The organism is Niallia sp. MER 6, assembly GCF_023714395.1.
In the GTDB taxonomy this organism is placed as follows: domain Bacteria; phylum Bacillota; class Bacilli; order Bacillales; family Cytobacillaceae; genus Niallia.
In genome coordinates this window covers 71,031-90,729 of record NZ_JAMAUK010000012.1, presented here as the reverse complement: position 1 = coordinate 90,729, position 19,699 = coordinate 71,031, and the positions used below count along the sequence as shown (strand labels likewise).

Annotated in this window: 18 protein-coding genes; 12 read left to right on the top strand and 6 right to left on the bottom strand. The window is 39.3% G+C overall.

From position 1 onward, the window contains the following. Window positions 1-79: 79 nt before the first annotated feature. The 7 genes from tuaC to M3600_RS15840 all read left to right on the top strand — a co-directional run bounded on the left by tuaC (window position 80) and on the right by M3600_RS15840 (window position 7,914). A complete protein-coding gene (gene tuaC, locus M3600_RS15870; protein ID WP_251646664.1) occupies window positions 80-1,288 on the top strand; it encodes a teichuronic acid biosynthesis protein TuaC in 1,209 nt (402 codons plus the stop codon). Window positions 1,289-1,290: 2 nt separating this feature from the next. After that, window positions 1,291-2,226: an NAD-dependent epimerase/dehydratase family protein gene (locus M3600_RS15865; RefSeq protein WP_237940560.1), complete on the top strand. Its 936-nt coding sequence runs from the start codon at window positions 1,291-1,293 to the stop codon at window positions 2,224-2,226. A 29-nt stretch (window positions 2,227-2,255) separates the two neighbouring features. Next, complete coding sequence (tuaE, locus tag M3600_RS15860) at window positions 2,256-3,722, top strand: teichuronic acid biosynthesis protein TuaE (protein WP_251646662.1); 1,467 nt, start codon at window positions 2,256-2,258, stop codon at window positions 3,720-3,722. Continuing rightward, entirely contained in the window at window positions 3,712-4,383 is a 672-nt protein-coding gene (locus M3600_RS15855; protein WP_233316862.1) for a hypothetical protein, read from the top strand. The genes tuaE and M3600_RS15855 overlap by 11 nt, the downstream gene beginning before the upstream one ends. Before the next feature lies 1 nt (window position 4,384). Beyond that, window positions 4,385-5,143 (top strand): teichuronic acid biosynthesis protein TuaG, encoded by a 759-nt coding sequence (gene tuaG, locus M3600_RS15850; protein ID WP_233316863.1) that lies wholly within the window; start codon window positions 4,385-4,387, stop codon window positions 5,141-5,143. An 11-nt stretch (window positions 5,144-5,154) separates the two neighbouring features. Continuing rightward, entirely contained in the window at window positions 5,155-6,312 is a 1,158-nt protein-coding gene (tuaH, locus tag M3600_RS15845; RefSeq protein ID WP_237940562.1) for a teichuronic acid biosynthesis protein TuaH, read from the top strand. A 213-nt stretch (window positions 6,313-6,525) separates the two neighbouring features. Next, window positions 6,526-7,914 (top strand): protoporphyrinogen oxidase, encoded by a 1,389-nt coding sequence (locus M3600_RS15840; RefSeq protein WP_251646661.1) that lies wholly within the window; start codon window positions 6,526-6,528, stop codon window positions 7,912-7,914. 31 nt (window positions 7,915-7,945) lie between these two features. On the opposite strand, the gene M3600_RS15835 is transcribed toward M3600_RS15840, so the two are convergent. Further along, entirely contained in the window at window positions 7,946-8,662 is a 717-nt protein-coding gene (locus M3600_RS15835) for a tryptophan-rich sensory protein (RefSeq protein WP_233316866.1), read from the bottom strand. Window positions 8,663-8,897: 235 nt separating this feature from the next. On the opposite strand from M3600_RS15835, the gene M3600_RS15830 reads away from it, so the two are divergent. From M3600_RS15830 to murB, 3 genes are all read left to right on the top strand, one after another. Beyond that, entirely contained in the window at window positions 8,898-10,487 is a 1,590-nt protein-coding gene (locus M3600_RS15830) for a histidine kinase N-terminal 7TM domain-containing diguanylate cyclase (RefSeq protein ID WP_251646659.1), read from the top strand. Window positions 10,488-10,537: 50 nt separating this feature from the next. Next, a complete protein-coding gene (locus M3600_RS15825) occupies window positions 10,538-11,359 on the top strand; it encodes an ABC transporter ATP-binding protein (protein ID WP_237940569.1) in 822 nt (273 codons plus the stop codon). Between the two features lie 147 nt (window positions 11,360-11,506). Then, window positions 11,507-12,421: a UDP-N-acetylmuramate dehydrogenase gene (gene murB, locus M3600_RS15820; protein WP_233316869.1), complete on the top strand. Its 915-nt coding sequence runs from the start codon at window positions 11,507-11,509 to the stop codon at window positions 12,419-12,421. Window positions 12,422-12,451: 30 nt separating this feature from the next. On the opposite strand, the gene M3600_RS15815 is transcribed toward murB, so the two are convergent. After that, on the bottom strand, window positions 12,452-13,084 hold the full coding sequence (locus tag M3600_RS15815; protein WP_237942200.1) for a VanZ family protein: 633 nt from the start codon (window positions 13,082-13,084) through the stop codon (window positions 12,452-12,454). A 240-nt stretch (window positions 13,085-13,324) separates the two neighbouring features. Here M3600_RS15815 and M3600_RS15810 point away from each other — a divergent pair, with 240 nt between their 5' ends. Next, window positions 13,325-14,224, top strand: coding sequence for an aldo/keto reductase (locus M3600_RS15810; RefSeq protein WP_233316937.1), 900 nt, complete (start codon window positions 13,325-13,327; stop codon window positions 14,222-14,224). A 293-nt stretch (window positions 14,225-14,517) separates the two neighbouring features. Continuing rightward, the gene (ilvD, locus tag M3600_RS15805; RefSeq protein ID WP_233316870.1) at window positions 14,518-16,194 is read left to right on the top strand and encodes a dihydroxy-acid dehydratase; all 1,677 of its coding nucleotides are present in this window, start codon (window positions 14,518-14,520) and stop codon (window positions 16,192-16,194) included. 35 nt (window positions 16,195-16,229) lie between these two features. Here ilvD and M3600_RS15800 read toward each other — a convergent pair whose 3' ends face one another. From M3600_RS15800 to M3600_RS15785, 4 genes are all read right to left on the bottom strand, one after another. Then, window positions 16,230-17,243: an AI-2E family transporter gene (locus tag M3600_RS15800; RefSeq protein ID WP_233316871.1), complete on the bottom strand. Its 1,014-nt coding sequence runs from the start codon at window positions 17,241-17,243 to the stop codon at window positions 16,230-16,232. Between the two features lie 77 nt (window positions 17,244-17,320). Beyond that, on the bottom strand, window positions 17,321-18,547 hold the full coding sequence (locus tag M3600_RS15795; RefSeq protein ID WP_233316872.1) for a cation:proton antiporter: 1,227 nt from the start codon (window positions 18,545-18,547) through the stop codon (window positions 17,321-17,323). Next, the gene (locus tag M3600_RS15790) at window positions 18,547-19,053 is read right to left on the bottom strand and encodes a cation:proton antiporter regulatory subunit (RefSeq protein ID WP_233316873.1); all 507 of its coding nucleotides are present in this window, start codon (window positions 19,051-19,053) and stop codon (window positions 18,547-18,549) included. The genes M3600_RS15795 and M3600_RS15790 overlap by 1 nt, the downstream gene beginning before the upstream one ends. A gap of 21 nt (window positions 19,054-19,074) precedes the next feature. Then, window positions 19,075-19,638 carry a tyrosine-type recombinase/integrase gene (locus tag M3600_RS15785; protein ID WP_233316874.1) on the bottom strand — a complete coding sequence of 188 codons (564 nt, stop codon included), beginning with the start codon at window positions 19,636-19,638 and terminating at the stop codon, window positions 19,075-19,077. Between the last annotated feature and the right edge of the window lie 61 nt (window positions 19,639-19,699).

The window sequence follows — 19,699 nt, the reverse complement described above, 5'->3', positions numbered from 1 at the left end:
AGTGTAGTGATTATGAGTCTAATGCTCGTTAATATGCTTTATTTCCAGTTAGCTAAATAAATGTAAAAGGAAGAGAAGCATGAAGATTCTGTGGATTACGAGTGTTTATCCGAGTAAAGAACAGCCTGGCAATGGGGTATTCCATGAAACACAGGTTCAAGCTTTGAAAAAACGAGGGTTAGAGATAACGGTAATCTGCCCAACACCGCAAAACCCTGCCGTTTTAAGAGCGTTAAAGAAAACATATAAGCGCAAAACTTTGCCGTTTTATGAAGTACGAGAGGGAGTGAAGGTTTATAGGCCGATTTATAGAGCACTTCCAGGGCAGCTCAGATGGGCACAGCCGGACAAGAGAATTGCTAAGGCAATTCTAAAGACGATCCAAGACAAAAGTCTGCAATTTGATATGATCCACGCACATTTTGCGATGCCGTCAGGAGGCGCTGCTCATATTATTTCAAAAGAGCTGCAGAAACCATGGCTTTTAACACTGCATGGAAGTGATGTGCATATTTATCCTGCTTTTAGCAGAAGTGCCAACAAAGCATTTCAGCGCTCTGTTCACTCTGCCGATGAAGTGATATCAATCGGAAGACATCTTGCTCTAGCAGCAAAGGAAAAGACAGGCAGGGATAGCTTTGTTCTCCCTATTGGGATAAACCTTTCTAGATTTCAGGCTGCAGCATTGCCGAAGGAGAACGTAAGAAAAGAGCTTAAGCTGCCTTCTGACAAACAGCTGATTACCTTTATTGGAAGGCTTGTAAAGGAGAAAGGCGTGTATGAACTTGCTGACAGTCTTAACCGACTGCCAAAAAATATGGCAGTTGTCTTAGTCGGAGATGGCCCTGCAATGGATGATTTAAAAAAGCATGAACAATATGGAAAAAGGCTGTTTCTTCCTGGCCAAATTAGCAATGATAAAGTGAAGGATTACTTGCAGGCAAGTGATATATTCGCATTGCCTTCTTATTCGGAAGGGATGCCGACTGTTGTCATAGAGGCAATATCTATGAAAGTGCCAGTTATTTGTACAGCAGTAGGCGGGGTACCCGACTTGTTCGGCGAGTTCAATCATTTGCTTATTAAGCCAAAGTCCGTTGACAGCATTGTTGAAAGAGTATTGGACTATCATTCAGAAAAATATGACCTTCCTATTATTAAGGATCAATTGCTTCAATATGTACAAGACAACTTCCATGTGGGCAGAAATGCTGAAGTCTTGGAAAAACGCTATCGGAAACTGGCATGGAATGAAGGCAAAGCTTCATTAAGCATTAAGGGGGATTAAGGATGAGCAGAGCAGTTGTAACAGGTGGAGCAGGATTCATTGGTTCCCATATTGTCGAAGAATTATTAGCAAATAATTATGAAGTGATTGTAGTTGATAATTTCACTACAGGTCATTATCGAAATATTAGCCATCTTCCTATTAAAATCTATGACTATGATATTACCGATCCTTCCTGCATTGATTTTATATCATCATTAAATCCGGAATATATTATCCATCAGGCTGCCCAAGTAAGTGTAGCTGAATCAGTACATGATATATTGCACGATGAAAATGTTAATGTAAAGGGTTCACTGCACGTCATTAAAGCAGGCATTAAAGCATCCATAAAAAAAATAGTATTCGCTTCATCGGCTGCTGTTTATGGAAATCCGCATTTTCTGCCTGTTACGACAGATCACCCTACAATGCCTGAGTCTCCGTATGGGTTAACAAAGCTGACTGTTGAGCGCTACTTGCAAATGGCTTATAAGTTTTACCAGTTGCCATACAGCATCCTTCGGTACAGCAATGTTTATGGTCCAAGACAAGACGCGAAAGGAGAAGGCGGGGTTGTCTCTATATTTGCTGACAAGATAGCTGAAGGAAAAGCACCTGTTATATTTGGAGACGGCGAACAAACAAGGGACTTCATTTATGTAAAGGATGTAGCAAAGGCTAATGTTAAAGCGATGGAGGCGCAAGGGAATATTTGTGTAAATATCTCCACTCAAACCAAAATTACGGTCAATGAATTATGGGAGACAATGGTCAAGGCTGGTGACATCCAATTAAAAGCAGAGCATCAAGCTGCAAGGCCAGGGGATATTCTGCACAGCACTCTTTGCAATCAAAAAACATTGGATGTATTAAATTGGGTCCCGCAAACAAGCTTGGAAACGGGGTTAAAGGAAACGCTAGTTTTTACAAGGAGTATGCTCCAAGGAACAAAATGACTAATGGAAAGAAAGGGTCTGAACAGTAAATGGAAAGCAAGCAACTAGTTCGTCAGACAATTGGAGCGCTAATTGTTGTCATGGCATTACTCTCCCTTTTATATGCGATCCAAAATTTTGATATGAAGCTGCTGCTTCTTCTCCTCGGGGGCTTTGGGGGACTGCTCCTTTTTTTATACTTAAAATCGACTATTGGGCTGGAGGATATGTTGAGAGGGGCAGTTTATGCCCTTCTCATCACTACGTTTTTGAATCAGTCTATTATCAACATTAATATTGGTTTTTTTAGCTTGTTTTTGTATAGAATTCTGCTTATTGCTGCAGTATTTATTTATTTTATGTATGCCATTTCAGACAAGGGCTTAAAAAAAGACTTTGATGGTTTGTCTGTTAAAGGTATCTGGATGTTTTTAGCAATATGGCTTGTGTATGGAACAGTATCCATGCTTTGGGCAAGATCGATTATCGAAACATTCAAGTACATGTCGCTTATGTGGATGGGCTTGTTGTTCGTCTACTTAGCAAATGTCACATTTACAAGAGTATCCCGTCTGATAATCTTTTATGTCATTTGGATGGGAATGACGCTTCTTTTAATGGCCATTGGATTGGTGAACCATTATCTGCATATTCAACTGCCAACCTCGAGCCTTTATGGTGCTGGCGAATACAGAATCGGCTATCCGACAGCAGTGTTTTTTAACCAAAATGACTTTGCTGCATTTTTGAGTATTTCTTTCTTTTTCTATTTAGCAGCAGCAAAAAACGGCAGCAGTATAAAGGTCCGAATTCCTGCTCTTGTTTTGAGTGTTTTATCCTTTTATGTCATCTATTTGACACAATCTCGCGCAGGTATCCTTTCCGTATTAATCGGGCTGTGTTTTTATGTTTTCCTGCTGGTCAATGATAAGCTGAAAAAGCTGCTTTTAATCGGTGCTTTTTCAGCCGCAGGGATTGCAGTCCTCTTGTTTTCAGGAAGATTAATAGGGAAATTCCAGCATGCTTTCACACAAGCAAACCTTTATGGAGTAGATGAGACGATGCCCTCCAATTTGGCAAGAATAAATCTGCTACGAAATATACAGCAGTATATTATTGATACATTTGGTATTGGTGTAGGAGCAGGGAATATTCCTTATTACTTAAAAAACCATCCTGTATTTTCTACGGGAGGTGTGCAGCAGGCGCATAATTGGCTGGCTGAAATAGCAGGCAACTTCGGGATTTTTATCCTTCTTGGTTACGTAGGGCTTATCCTTTCCCTGTTTATCCAATTGTACAGGATCTACAAAAAGGCAAACAGCAGGACATATAAAATGCTTTTAGAGGCAAGCATGCTTGGACTGGCAGCTTTTATGGCATCCAGTATCAGTCCCAGCACAGTCAGCAATTTGTATTTTCATTGGGTATTGATGGGCTTTATCATTTCTGTCCTGTCAGTGTTTAAAAAAAGAATTAAAGCAATGGATAAGGGGATTGTATCTCATGAAAGATAGCATAAAACGAATTGTTGGCCGACTGAAGAAATATATATGGGCAATTTTAATTATTTGCGTGGCAATGCCGATTCTTGGCTGGTTCATGCCCACAGGCAACGGACAGTCGGAATACACATCAGAAGCGATAATCAAACTAGGAAACTATGAAACCAGCTATTTAACAAATGCTGATCAGCTTGTTTCCTTGTTATCAAATGAAGCATCATTTAAACAAATCCTCCCGGATGTTTGGGAAGAGGAGGTAACTGATAAGCTCGCTGTCTCCTCTACGCCTAGTAAACTGCTTGTGCTTAGCCTTACAGGAAAAACAGAAGAGGAAGCATTAAACAATCTGACAACTATTGTTGATGGCTTTATGAAGCTTGATCAGTCTTCCTTTGAAGAAAAAAGCACAATTATTGAATCAAGCATTCAGGCATTAGAGACAGAAAATGCAAGCAGTGATACGATTGTTGACCAACAGCGGTTTCTTTATGAATTAAAGAACGAAAAGCTTGGTCTCGAGCAGGCTATCTTGATTAAGGATGTTTATGTAAAAGGGCAGATAGTGGAGGCTTCTGCAGAAGACAGAGTTATATTAGGGGCTTTATTAGGTATCATGGCGAGTATTTTAATATTAATCACTCCAGAGTTTATACGAGCACATTCCCGACAGTGAGGTGTCTTTCTTGAAAGAATTAGTTTCGGTAATTATGCCTTCATATAACAGCAAGGATTATATTTCGTTCAGCATTGAGTCTGTTTTAAAACAGACTTACCCTAATTGGGAGTTGATTATTGTCGATGATTGTTCGACAGATGGAACCCCTGATATGCTGGCAGAGTGGGCAAAAGCAGATGAGCGAATACATGTTATTAACAGGAAGGAAAACGGCGGAGCAGCTATGGCGCGAAATACAGCATTGGATTATTCGTCAGGGAGGTATATTGCCTTTTTAGACAGTGATGACAAGTGGAAGCCGAATAAACTGGAACTGCAGCTTCGTTTCATGGAAGAGAACAATTATGCCTTTACGTTTACATCGTATGAATATATTACAAAAGATGGAGAACAGCTGGAGAAGCAAGTTCACGCTCCGAGGATTATCTCCTATCAGGATATGCTGAAAAACACGATTGTCGGCTGTCTTACAGTCATCGTCGACAGAAGTATCATTGGTTCCTTCCACATGCCGAATATAAGAACTCGACAAGATTTGGCTACGTGGTTAAGTATCCTGAAAAAGGGACATAACGCTTATGGTATGAAAGAAATTCTGGCTGAATACCGTATCGGCAATGATTCTATTTCCAATAATAAGTGGAAATCAGCGCAAAAAACATGGTTTGTTTACCGGGAAATTGAGAGACTTAATCTCGCTAAAGCAGCATGGTGTTTTTCCCATTATGCTTACCATGCGATTAGAAAAAGGATATAAGGTGGTCAAAAATGAAATCAATCCATGTACTTGTAGCAACAGCAGAATGGGAGAATGACCAGTTGCGCTACAGAAGACATCGTTTGGCAGAATATTTGCAGAAACAAGAAAAAACAGCTGAAGTGATTTGGTTATGTCCTGGGAAATCTCTGGACAGCGAGGCAGTAGAAATACTTCCAAACGGTATTAAGCAATGGAAAGTTGCTGATTTGGGTGACAATAAGCTGCTTCGTTTCAGCCGCTTTATATCTATATTCTATAAGAAAAAACTAGAGAAACTGGTTGCTTATTTACAGGCAAAGCAAAGTGCGTATGATATCAACCTATGGTACACCTATCCTGCTTTTCCAATTCTTGCGGAGATGTTCCCTTGGAGAAAAATTGTATATGATTGCAGTGATTTATGGGCAGCATCCATTGATGGAAACAAATCTGCAGTAAATATGCTTAAGTATAAGATTATTCAATCAAGTGAGAGCAGAATTATCGAGAGTGCTCATACTGTTACATGCACCTCTGTCTATTTAGCTGAGCAAGTAAAAGATAAGCTGCCAATCCCAAAACAAAAAAAGGTCTATACGTATGAAAATGGGGTTGATTTTTCGCTGTTTCAGCATAATGAGAAAGCTGCGCACGTGTTAGCAGACAAGGGAAATGGACCTGTGCTAGGGTATATTGGCGGAATAAAACCGAAGCTGGACTTTGCTCTTATTCAAGAAGCAGCAGAGCAAAGAAAGGATTGGCAGTTTTTATTTGTTGGGCCTGACGGAACGAACCAAAGTGAAGAATTCCAGAAATTATTGAAGCTTCCGAATGTTACTTGGACAGGAAGTGTACCGCCCACATTAGTTTCCCATTATATGAATTTAATTGATATAGGAATTATGCCGTATAAACCATCTACTTATAACAAAGCAATATTTCCGCTTAAGCTGTTCGAATTTCTTGCAGCAGGGAAGGCAGTTATTGGGACGAACTTGCCGTCAACCAAAAGATATGCTGAAAATGGCATCTATACACATCTTGAAGGAACCAGTGTTAGCAGCTTCCTAAAAGCATGCGAAGAGATCCGCATTAATAAAGCCGAGACAGAAACAGCAGAGAGAAGGATATCACTGGCAAAAACCAAAGATTGGAATATGATTTTCGCCCAAATGATGGAGCTATAAATAATTAAACAAAAAGGGAATGTAAGCAGCCGGCTTGCATTCCCTTTTCTTTATAGTTGCTGTGATGAGACTGGTAAGAGGATATAATGCTAAAATAGTTTTAGCAGCTTTATATAATTTGTGAACAAAAAGTCATTATATATCCGCTCTTTTTTAGTGGGAATAATGGCATAATACATCATATAGGAAAGATTATTTTAGGCGGTGTAATTATTGAAGACTATAGTCGTTGTCGGCGGAGGAATCACAGGATTGTCTGCCATGTACTATTTACAGAAATTAAAACGAGAACATAAGCTGGATATTAAGCTTATCCTGATTGAAGGGGAGATGTCGCTAGGCGGGAAAATTCACTCGATTCATAAAGGCGACTTCATCATGGAAACAGGCGCAGATTCAATTGTAGCACGAAATAAAAACGTTCTTCCCTTTGTACAGGAGCTTGGATTAGAAGAAGAGCTTGTCTATAATGCAACAGGGATTTCTTACATTCATACGAGAGATAAGCTTTTGGAAATCCCGAAGGACTCTGTATTCGGCATCCCTATGACATTAGAATCCTTGCTTTCGAGTGAGCTGATTTCCCAAAAAGGAAAGCTGGAAGCATTAAAGGATTTGTTAAGAACTAATAAGCATTTTACAAAGGAAACATCTATCGGCGAGTTTTTAGAGTACTTCTTAGGGAAAGAGATCGTCGAAAAGCAGATTACCCCTGTATTAGCAGGAGTATATTCTGGAGGATTATATAACTTAACGATGGCATCAACGCTTCCGTATTTACTTGAATACAAGGAGAAGTATGGCAGCATTATTCGAGGACTGGGCAAGAACAAAAGTCAATTCCAGTCTGCCTCTAATAAAAAATTCATCTCCTTCCAGAATGGACTTTCCACCATTATAAACCGGCTGGAGGAAGTGCTGGAAGATGTTGAATTTAAAAAGGGTAAAGCAGTTGAATCAATCAAGAAAGAGCAGGATGGCTACAGTATAAGTCTAGCAGAGGGTGAAGCTGTTCAGGCACAATTTATTGTGCTGGCAGCACCTCATCAAGCTGCAGAAAAAATCCTTGCTGAAAGCAGCCTTTCTACAGAGTTTGCTAAGCTTCAAAACTCTTCTAATATCACCATGTATCTTGCTTATGATATTCCAGATGAACAGCTGCCAAAGGACGGAACAGGCTTTATTGTGGCAGAGGACAGCGATTTGACTTGCAATGCCTGTACGTGGACAAGCAGAAAGTGGACACACACCTCCAAAAGCAGCAGTCTGTTGCTTAGACTTTTTTATAAGAAATCTAATCCTGCATATGAGCAGCTTAATTCATTGTCTGAAGAGGAACTGTTAAAGGTCGCTAAAAAGGATATTGAAAAAAGTCTCGGAATTACAGAAAAGCCAATCAGTTATGAAGTGACGAAGTGGAATGAGTTAATGTCGGTTTATTCCTTGCAGCATAAATCAGCAATAGATACGATAAATGCTAAGATGGCCGAGCTTTTTCCAAATGTATTATTAGCAGGAAGTTCCTATTATGGAGTTGGAATTGCAGCCTGCATCGCAAATGGAGAGGAAACAGCAGGGAAATTGACCAAGTCTCTACTTTAAAAAAAGGTGCTGGATGAACCAGCACCTTTCCTTATGTTCTTTTCTTTTTAAATGGTATAAACACAAGAATAAGCAGCAACAGTGAGATAAACAAAGCCGAATAAGATACAGCTTGTGCAGATGACCAATTTTTGATTGCAATTGCAAGATAAGCCCAGATAATAACGAGGGAATATGCCCAATCCTTTTCAAAGATGCGAAAGAAAATCCCCAGAATACCGCCAATAGCTAACAGGGAAACGGTCCAAAGCGGGTCAGTGACATTTAAGCCGATATAAGTTACGTAATAGCTTATGTTAACAATAGAGGCTACGGATATCCACCCAATATAAATAGAAAAAGGGAAGATGTCGAATAAACGATTAGACGCAGCCTTTATTGCTTTATAAAGGAAAAGCAAGGTTAATAGCAAGAGCAGAATGACGGCTACTGACAAGGCAAATAGTTCATAATGCCAGACGAGTATCCAGCCGGCGTTTAGAATGCAGGTAAGCACGAATAGAATGCTGTTTGTTTTCGAATATATAAGTGCTCTGTGTTTGCGCATAAAGCCGCGCGCAAGCCAAATTGCTAATAGAATATAAATAAATCCCCAAATCATAAAAGCATAAGAAGCAGGAGTTACAAGCACTGCTAATTTATTTGATATTTCGCCAGTTGTTTGCCCGTTGATAGGAATGATATTGGCGAGGGCATTTACTCCTACCATCATCACATAGAACAATAGGCTCAGAATTATATAGGCCAAGACAATTCCTCCCTTTTTATATACTTATTCCACCCACAACGAGAATATAATCCAAAAAAAGAAGAATACTCCAAGCGGATTGGGAGTATTCTTCTCCTTATCTATATGGATGATATAAAGAAAAAAAACAGGGTATTATTTCCACTTTTATGTATTATCAAGTTTTAGTAGCAAGTTAGTTTACTTATTTAATATAATAAGTAAGGTCAAAATACCTGAATAGGGGCTAGTAAAAATGATGGACCAAATCATATTAACATATATTGTCATAATGACGGTTGGTGGGGTTTTACAGCTTGTATTGGCATTTATAGGCTATACCAATAGACATGTTTTTGCGGGAACTAGAACGTTTGCGTGGCTTTCGTTATTTTCAGCCATCTATGCATTCGGACATGCGCTCGAGCTTACGAGCAGTACAGGAAAAGGGATTATGTTTTGGGTTGTGTTTCAATACTTAGGAATGCCGTTTTCTGCTCCAGCGACCTTGATTCTTGTTTTGCAGTACATAGGCTTGGATAAGCATTTGAACAGAAAAACCTTGCTCTTGTATTATCTCATCCCTGTGCTCACCTTTCTTTTTATCGTAACAAATGATTTTCACCATTTATTTTATAAACAAGTTAATTTTGTGCAAAGTCATGGTGCTTTATTGTTAGATATGACAGTAGGCCAATGGTATGTAGTTCATGGAAGCTACACATTTGGCACTTTGTTTGTCGGAGCTAATATTTTAATTTGGTATTGGATTAAGTCGAAGACAAAGCATTGGAAACAGGTACTAACACTTTTAATCGGCATTTTATTGCCAATTACAACATCATTGCTCTACTTATTAGGATTAACACCATATGGCATTGATCCTGTACCGATTGTGATGGGTATCACAGGCTTGTTGTATCTATGGGCGATTATGTCTACACATATGCTGACAGTGGCTCCTGTTGCAAAAGATTATTTATTTGAAAGCATGAGGGACGCAGTCATTGTTCTTGATTTGTCTGGAAAAATAGTTGAATTCAATCCGCTTGCTTCCCTGCTGTTTCCTTCCTTGAAGAATGGAAAACAAATTGATGATATAATGGAAGACAGAGACCGACTTTTAGCATTTGGCGACAGAATAATAAATGATGATACTGTATATGAGATGGAATGGAAAGACAGTGGGAAATACTATCAAGTAAGGATATCGCCGATTCACAAACGAAATCATATTCTTGTGGGAACAGCGATTGTTATTATAGATATTACAGAACTAAAAGTAGTGCAGAAACAGCTGCGAGAATTGGCCTATAAAGATGGCCTTACAAAAATATATAACCGCACCTTTTTTATGGAGAAATCCAAGGAAGTGATAAGTCGGGACAGAGGTGCACAGGATTATACATCATTGCTGCTTTTTGATGTAGATCATTTCAAAGGAATCAATGATACTTTTGGACATTTTGCTGGTGATGATGCGTTACGGCATATTGTGTCTGTCACACAAGGCCTGCTAAAAGAAGACATGCTATTCGGAAGATATGGGGGAGAAGAGTTTATTGTGCTACTCCCTGGATATTCCCTTGAATCAGCAGCTGAAATAGGCCATTCAATCAGAAGTTGCCTTGAAAATTCGAGTTTTTACTCTAAAGCAGAAAAGATTGCTATTACAGCAAGCTTTGGAGTTGCAGCAACGGAGAACATCTCTCATCCGGAGGCTGCTTTAAGCGAGCTTGTTGAAAAGGCTGATGTTGCTCTGTATGAAGCAAAAAGGAATGGCAGAAACAGAGTATATGTCGGGATTAATAGTGAATATGAGGAATACAGCTTTATATCGCATTAAAACGAACTAAATGACTTAACATACGAAATAGGCTAGGGGTGAAAGCGCAAATGAATATCCTTTCAGCGAAAGATGTGAAAATAGGTTATGATGATAAAATCATTGTCGAGCAGCTGAGCCTGGAAATTGAAACAGGTAAAATTACAACCATCATCGGACCGAATGGATGCGGAAAGTCAACGATATTAAAAGCGCTGGCTAGACTAAATAAGGTGAAGGCTGGAGCTGTTTACTTAGATGGTGAGGCTATTCAAAAGATTCCAACCAAAAAAATCGCTAAAAAGATGGCGGTTTTGCCCCAATCTCCAGATGCCCCAAGCGGATTAACGACTTATGACCTCGTTTCCTATGGACGATCTCCTCACCAAGTGGGATTTGGTCGGTTAGGGGAAAAAGATAAAGAAATAATTGATTGGGCACTTGAAGTGACAGGTCTAACTGAATGGAAGTATCAAGAGGTAGATACGTTATCAGGCGGTCAAAGACAAAGAGCGTGGATTGCAATGGCAATTGCCCAAGAAACAGAACTGCTTCTATTGGATGAGCCGACGACCTATCTTGATATGGCACATCAGCTTGAGGTGCTGCAATTGCTTAAAAAGCTCAATGAAGAGGAAAAGAGAACAATTGTAATGGTCATACATGATCTTAATCATGCTTCCCGTTTTTCTGATAAAATGATTGCCATGAAAAAAGGAAAGCTGAGAAAAGAAGGCACCCCGAATGAAGTCATGACAGCAGAAGTTTTAAAGGATGTCTTTCAAGTGGATGCAGAAATTGTTACAGATCCAAGGACAAATAAGCCGGCCTGTTTATCCTATGATTTGCTTGGTGCAGAAATGAGAAATACAGGGGTGCTGTCCCGAGGGTGATAGGCATAAAACAGCAAATTAACTCATATAATGTTACAAAAATATAAAATTCACATAAAAACAATAAGTGTTTTTGTTTCAAACAGTTAGAATGTTATACAATGGTAAATGGTAAAAGGATTGAAATATTAGCAGAAGGTTGAGATTATGAAAAATTATGATGTAAAAGAAAAGTTCTTACAGATAATGACAGAAGATGAAGTTAAGATAGATGAGCCGCTAAGTCAATATACGTATACAAAAATAGGAGGGAAGGCAGATTACCTGCTTTTTCCGACTACGTTTGAACAACTACAGAATGCTTATAAAGTAGCATTAGAGGCTGGAATTCCCATCACGATTTTAGGGAATGGATCTAATGTCCTTATAAAGGATGGAGGAATTCGTGGTGTTGTGTTCAACTTGACGAAGCTTGTGACCATTCGGCTTGAAGGAGATAAAGTATTTGCTGAGAGCGGAGCAGCACTTATCGATACTTCCCGATTCGCGCTTGAGCATTCCTTAACTGGTCTTGAATTTGCTTGTGGAATTCCAGGCTCTATCGGCGGTGCGCTCTATATGAATGCAGGGGCTTACGGCGGTGAGATTGCAGATGTATTAGAGAGTGCAACTGTTCTGACTAGTGCCGGGGAAATCATCTCAGTACGTAAAGAGGATTTGGATTTAGGTTACCGCACAAGCAATATTGCCAAGAACCATTATGTTGTCTTAGAAGCGGTTTTTAAACTGCAACCAGGTAAACAGGAAGAAATTAAGGCGAAAATGGATGAACTGACATTTTTGCGAGAATCAAAACAGCCTCTTGAGTATCCTTCTTGCGGCAGTGTCTTTAAAAGACCTCCAGGCTACTTTGCAGGGAAACTGATACAGGACAGCAATCTTCAAGGAACAAAAATAGGCGGAGCGCAAGTTTCCACAAAGCACGCAGGCTTTATTGTCAATGTGGATAATGCAACTGCTGATGATTATATTTCTCTTATCAAACATGTTCAAAAGACAGTCAAAGAGAATTATGATGTTAACTTAGAAACAGAAGTTAGAATCATTGGGGAAGACAAATAAAAAATAACCACACTGAACTTTACAGTGTGGTTATTTTTTATTGATCACTTGAATGACAGGGATTTTCGGCGGATACTTAGTTGTGAATTTTTGGTGAATCTTAAATAGGATATATCCTAACATACTGCCTATAACATTTAAAATAAAGTCATCTATATCTGCAGCCCGGTTTACGGTAAAGAAGTATTGTGTAACCTCAATGATAAGCGAAGTAACAGCCCCGAGAAATACAGTTGCAAGCCATTTGAAGCGTCTGCGGTAAATAGCCGGGAACAGCATGCCAAAAGGAATAAACATGATAATATTGCCAAGTGTATAAAGCATCCAAAATATTGGAGGCTTATTTTCATATTGATAAAGAATCTGCACATACGGAATCAAGTTAATATTCTCTCTATTGCCGGGTGGAGTGAAATGGAACGGATTCAATGTCACATACATAACCATTAATAAGTAGAGAAAAAAGATATTGACGATCCATTCTCTTTTTGCGGCAACAAATTGCTTTTTCTTTGAGCGATATATTCTGTAATAAATCCAAACTGGCACCAGCATTAGCAGGATTATTGGGAAATTGAGCGTTAATTCGATATCTGTCTGAATCCAAATAATAAATAACAGGGCCAGAAAAGTGAGTAAAATAATCTTTTTCGGTATGTACACTTTCAAAACTCAAAATCCTTTCGTGTTATAACTATATTATATATATATGGCTAGGCAAATTAAAGTAGAAGCCGTAAATGAAAGAAGCAGATTGCTTTACTATTTATCCAATGATTCCCATAATAAAAGAGAAGGGTCATATTCTTCATAGGAATCTAGTGATTTCCTGAACGAAGCCCGAATTTGGAAATAAGGAGATGGAACATTTTGAGTAGTAAAGTTCAAATTGGGAAAACATCAATGAACGTCACAAAGCTAGGGTATGGAGCAAACTCAGTTGGAGGGCATAATTTATTTCCAAACTTAAAAGATGAAACTGGTAAGGAAGTAGTGAATGCAGCCTTAGATGCAGGAGTAGACTTTATAGATACTGCGTTTATTTATGGGCTGGGGAAATCAGAGGAGCTAATCGGAGAAGTGCTCAAAGAACGGGGAATTAGAGATAAAGTGGTTATTGCCAGCAAAGCTGCCCATAAAGCAGTCGACGGCAAGATTGTTCTCGATAATAGCCGTCAATTTTTGCGAGATTCAGTAGAGGAAAGCTTAAAAAAACTGCAGACAGATTTTATTGATTTGTTTTATGTTCATTATCCAGATGGTGTTACTCCACTGGCCGAAGTGGCAGGCACTTTAAAGGAATTAAAGGATGAAGGTAAAATCGGAGCAGTCGGTGCGTCTAACTTAAATGAAGAACAACTAAAGGAATTTAACAAGGATGGCTACTTGGAAGTATTTCAAGGAGAGTATTCGCTGTTAAAAAGGGAAGCAGAACATTCCTTTTTACCGTATTGTGCGGAAAATGGGATAAGCTTTGTCCCTTATTTTCCTTTGGCATCAGGGCTTTTGACAGGTAAATTCTCTAAAGATGCTAAATTTGATGATATTCGTGCAAAAGATCCGCTTTTCCAAGGAGATGCATTCCTTAAAAATCTCGAAAAAGTTGACCAGTTAAAAAAGCTGGCTGAAGAGAAAGGATTTGAAGCAACACATTTGGCGCTTGCTTGGCTGTTAGAGCAGCAGGCAGTAGATGTCATTATTCCAGGAGCGAAAACGGTCGCTCAACTGCAAAACAACTTACGGACATTAGAAGTTACTTTAACAAATGAAGAGATAGCAAGTATCAGTAGAATCTTTTCTTGATAGATAAGGAGCATCCTTTACATAGGGTGCTCTTTTTGTTCCGGTTGATATTATTTCAAAATAGTAAAACTCGAAACAGAATAAGTCGGGGATATCCTCGTATTCTCCTTCATGTTAGTATATTTAACGCGTGGTGTAACGAAGGTCATAATTACTTGCTGGTTTTAAGCTGATATATTTTTTCTGAAAAACGTTGAGAAGAAATTATACCAATTTTTCTATGATAGTGTTACAATGATTTAAAGTTTAAATATACAGATAATTCGTTTTAATCGGAAAATGGAGGGGTAAAAGTGGCAGAGTTAAGAAGCAACATGATCAAAAAGGGGTTTGACCGCGCTCCGCACAGAAGCCTATTGCGTGCAGCTGGTGTAAAAGAAGAGGATTTTAATAAACCATTTATCGCTGTAGTGAATTCATATATTGATATTGTTCCAGGTCATGTCCATTTACAGGAGTTCGGAAAAATTGTAAAAGAAGCAATTAGAGAAGCAGGTGGCGTACCGTTTGAAATGAACACGATTGGTGTGGATGACGGTATTGCTATGGGGCATATTGGAATGAGATATTCGCTTCCGAGCCGAGAAATCATTGCAGACTCCATTGAAACAGTAGTTTCAGCTCACTGGTTTGATGGTATGGTATGTATCCCTAACTGTGACAAAATCACACCAGGAATGATGATGGCTGCAATGCGTCTAAACATTCCAACCGTGTTTGTCAGCGGCGGTCCTATGAAAGCAGGGGTTACTAGTGATGGCAGAAAGATTTCCCTATCATCCGTATTTGAAGGAGTAGGAGCATATCAATCAGGCAAGCTTGATGATAAAGGATTGCTTGAATTAGAACAATTTGGCTGTCCGACTTGCGGTTCATGTTCAGGCATGTTTACAGCTAATTCTATGAACTGTTTAGCAGAAGCTTTAGGACTGGCATTGCCGGGTAATGGTACTATTTTGGCTGTGGCACCAGAGCGCAAAGAATTCGTGAAAAAATCTGCCAAGCAGCTTATGACTCTAATTGAAAAAGATATTAAGCCAAAAGATATCGTGACAGAAAAGGCAATCGATAATGCCTTTGCGTTGGACATGGCATTGGGCGGTTCAACAAACACTGTCTTGCATACATTGGCATTGGCTAATGAAGCAGGTATTGATTATCCGCTGGAAAGAATTAATGAAGTGGCAAACAGGGTGCCGCATCTGTCGAAATTGGCTCCATCCTCTGATGTGCATATTGAAGATTTGCATGAAGCAGGCGGAGTTTCAGCAGCGCTTAATGAGCTGTCGAAAAAAGAGGATGCTCTTCATTTAGATACATTAACTGTAACAGGCAGAACACTTGGTGAAAATATTGCTGGTTGTGAAGTACAGAATTATGATGTTATCCGTCCAATTGATAACCCGCATACAGAAAAGGGCGGCTTGGCAGTATTGTTCGGCAACCTGGCTCCAGATGGCGCAATCATCAAAACAGGCGGTGTGCAAAACGGTATTACTAGACATGAAGGACCTGCAATTATATTTGAGTCACAAGAGGATGCTCTTGAAGGTATCTCTAAAGGCAAGGTGCAGGCTGGTCATGTTGTAATCATTCGCTATGAAGGACCGAAGGGTGGTCCGGGAATGCCGGAAATGCTTGCCCCGACATCACAGATTGTGGGCATGGGTCTTGGGCCGAAAGTGGCATTAGTAACCGATGGGCGTTTCTCTGGAGCATCCCGTGGTTTGTCAATCGGCCATGCTTCTCCGGAAGCTGCTGAAGGCGGTCCGCTGGCATTTGTTGAAGATGGTGATCACATCGTTATTGATATCGAAAACCGTTCAATGGATGTTATCGTTGATGATGTGGAATGGGAAAGACGGAAGTCAGAATGGAAAGGGTTCGAACCAAAAGTTAAAACAGGTTATCTTGCCCGTTATTCTAAATTGGTTACATCTGCAAGCACTGGCGGAATCATGAAAATCTAATAAAAAAAGTCGATGGCATATGCCATCGACTTTTTTTATTCTTCCTCCGTATGAATGCTTTGCACTTGAAGGATATCGAGCAGGAAGACAAATACCGGTATACCAAGAATTAATCCCCAGACTCCGAAGAAGTGCTCTGAGAAAATCAAGACAATAAATGTAAAGAATACAGGCAAGTCTGTTTTAGAAGACATTAGTTTAGGATTCAGAACATAGGCCTCTAATGCATGAATGATGCAAATGAAAACGATGAGGATAATGATATACATATAACCGCCAATCGTATAACCTATTGTCAAAAGTGGAATGAGAGATATGACAACCCCTGCAACTGGTATCAAACCGAAAAGGAAGACCATAATCGACAGACCGAGCAATTGCGGGAATCCTAAAATCCATAAACCGATTGTTGTTAAAATACAATTAACTAATGCAATAATGAATTGTGCTTCCAAAACTTTTCCGAAAGTCAGTACGAACTTCTTTCCGAAGAAAGCTATTTCGTTGTAAAAAGCAGCAATTTTGCTTGTTTTAAAGTTTTCTTTGTACTTAAGAAGTCTTGGTTTTTCCAGCAGAAAGAAAAAGCTTAAAATAATCGCGAGCAAAAACTGAATGCTGAAATGGCTGATTGTCGTAAAGTAAACGACGATAACCCCAAGTCCTTGTTCTAAATAACTGTCAATATCCCTAGCTTGAATTGCCTTTACAATATAATTCAAGACGGCATTATCGTGAGGCTGGGAATAGAAATCCATCAGCTGTCTGACCAACGCTGTAATTTCTTCGATAAGCATCGGCAAATACTTAATGAAGCCGTAAGATAGTAAGCTGATTGTTATGAGGTAAAGCAGGCTAACAATGATGTTTCGTTTAATCGGTATTTTTTTGGAGATGATTTTTTCCAGCCTATCCATTAGAAATGAAAGGATAAAGGTGAAAAGCATCAAATTGATCATGCTTCTTAAAAAGTAAATCCCTAAAATAAGCAACCCGAAAATGACGATGCGCTTTGCACTTTTATTTGCTATTAATTTGTTTACTAACTCCATTCTCCTTCTCCTGACCCTTATTGTTATACTTCTTTACCTTAATTCTACCTTATATGGGAGAATATCATAACAAAAACTTACGATATTTGACTGGTTTTTTTCTTTTTTGTGTCAACTTTTTTCCATTTGAAAATTTTGTTCAGTAAATTGAATATTTTCGTTGATTCCTTTGTGAGCAAAGGACCTAAAATGGCAAGTATTAACACGTAAAGAGCAGAGAATGGCTTCAGCATTGGCATAAGACCGCCGGCAATGCCTAAGTTAGCGACGATGATGGAGAATTCACCGCGGGAAACAATTGTTAAGCCGATATTGGCTGATGCTTTGTGGGACAAACCTGTTCTTCGTCCGGCAATCATACCTGCAATGAAGTTTCCGAAAATAGTCAGGATGACAGCACCAAGAGTAAACCAGACTGCACCGCCTAATTCGAATGGATCGATTGTCAAACCGAAGCTAAAGAAGAAGATAGCTCCGAAAAAGTCGCGGAACGGAACAACAAGTTGTTCTATGCGGTGGCTGTGTTCTGTTTCAGAGAAAACAAGCCCTAATAGCAATGCGCCAATTGCTTCTGCAACGTGAATTGTTTCTGAGAAGCCAGCAACAAAAAATAGTGCTGCAAAGATAACGATGATAAAGATTTCGTTTGAGGAAATATCAAGCAACTTATTTAATAAAGGTGCGCCTTTGCGAGCGATAATGAAAAATAGCAGCATATATCCTAGAGCAGTTCCGATGCTGATCAGCGTTCCACCAATTGATGTGGAGTCGCCCATAACGAGTCCGGAAATGACAGATAAATAAACAGCAAGGAAAATATCCTCGAACATGATTATTCCTAAGATAAGCTCTGTCTCTGCATTACCTGTTCTGCGCAAATCGACAAGAACCTTTGCGACTATTGCGCTAGAGGAAATAGTGATAATACCTGAAATGATTAGTACCTCGATTAGGTCATAACCATTCAAGAATCCGTATAAAAGACCTAATGAGAAGTTGATTACTATATATATCGTGCCGGCAGTGACAATAGAGCGACCTGATTTAATCAGCTTGCCAACGGAGAATTCCAGCCCTAAATAGAACAAGAGGAATAAAACTCCGATTCTGCCCATGAAGTTAATGATTTCGGCACTTTCAATGAATCTCAGGTCAATTATTCCGAAGTGGGGTGCATGGGGACCAACCAGCATGCCGACAATGATTAAAAATGGGATAATGGAGAACTTCAATTTGCCTGCCAATATGGCTGCAAGGGCAACTAGAAGCAGTGCGGTACCAACTTCAAAAACTAAGTGATCCATTAAGTGTCACCTCCAGTGCTTTTTGTCAGTTGCTCAAGTATTAATCTTTTTAAATGCTGTCTTTCACCGGAAATGACAAGTGTATCGCCTGCCTCAACTAATGTTTCAGGTCCAGGGCTTAACATCTTATCTGCTCCTTTTTTCATGATAGCAATAACATTTACATTGTAATTGTTGCGGATATCCATATCTCCGATTGTATGATTAGCAGCTCTCGATTCACGCTCTACTTTATACCATTCAATAATGAGGTCGTTAAATGCCATCTCAATCGTTTCAAGCGCTTTAGGTTTGTATGCTAAACCACCTAATATACCGGCGATTTGCCTCGACTCTAAATCGTTGAATGTCACGCTAGAAATGCTTTCCTCATGATCGTCATCATCAAAATGATAAACCTCTCGTCTGCCGTCATCGTGAATGACGATAACTACCTTATCGTTATTTTTGGTTACTAGTTCGAATTTTTTTCCAATGCCAGGGAGTTCAGTCTCTCTGATATTCATCTTTCTTTCCTCCTTAATAATTTATAGGTTTACATCAATGCGAGGAGTGGTTACCTCTTCTTTGTTAATCCCAAGGAACTTGTATGTCTCTTGTTTTGTAGAATGGTTAAAGTGCCTCTGCAATAACGAAATGGCAACACCTCGCTTGTAAGCATGATAACCAAAGGTCTTTCGCATCGAGTTAGTACCGATATTGGAGCCGATGCCTAAAGCTTCTGCAGCCTGATGAATAATCCGGTATGCCTGCTGTCTGCTTAAATGATTTTTGGATTTCTTCGATTGGAATAAATAGCTTTCCGGTGGAAGCTGGCTCACTTGGATATAGTGAAGAATTTCCTTTTTAACCTTTTGGTTCAAATAAACCTTGCGTTCATCCCGAAGATCATCCTTTTTAATTGTGTAGAAATCGCGAATACCTGCCTCTTCGAGAAGATCGGAGATGCGGATATCCAGTAGCTCCGTAATCGTCAAACCAGTATTGATGCCAAGCAAAAACAGCAAGTAGTCCCGTTCAGACTGCTTCTTTAAATAGCGTTTCATACTGTTTATTTGCTTTAAGTCCTTTATTGCCTCTACAACTTCCATTTTCTTTTGCTCCTTTGGATTTAATGTTACTCAACATATAAAAAACATAGTATTGAGTAAC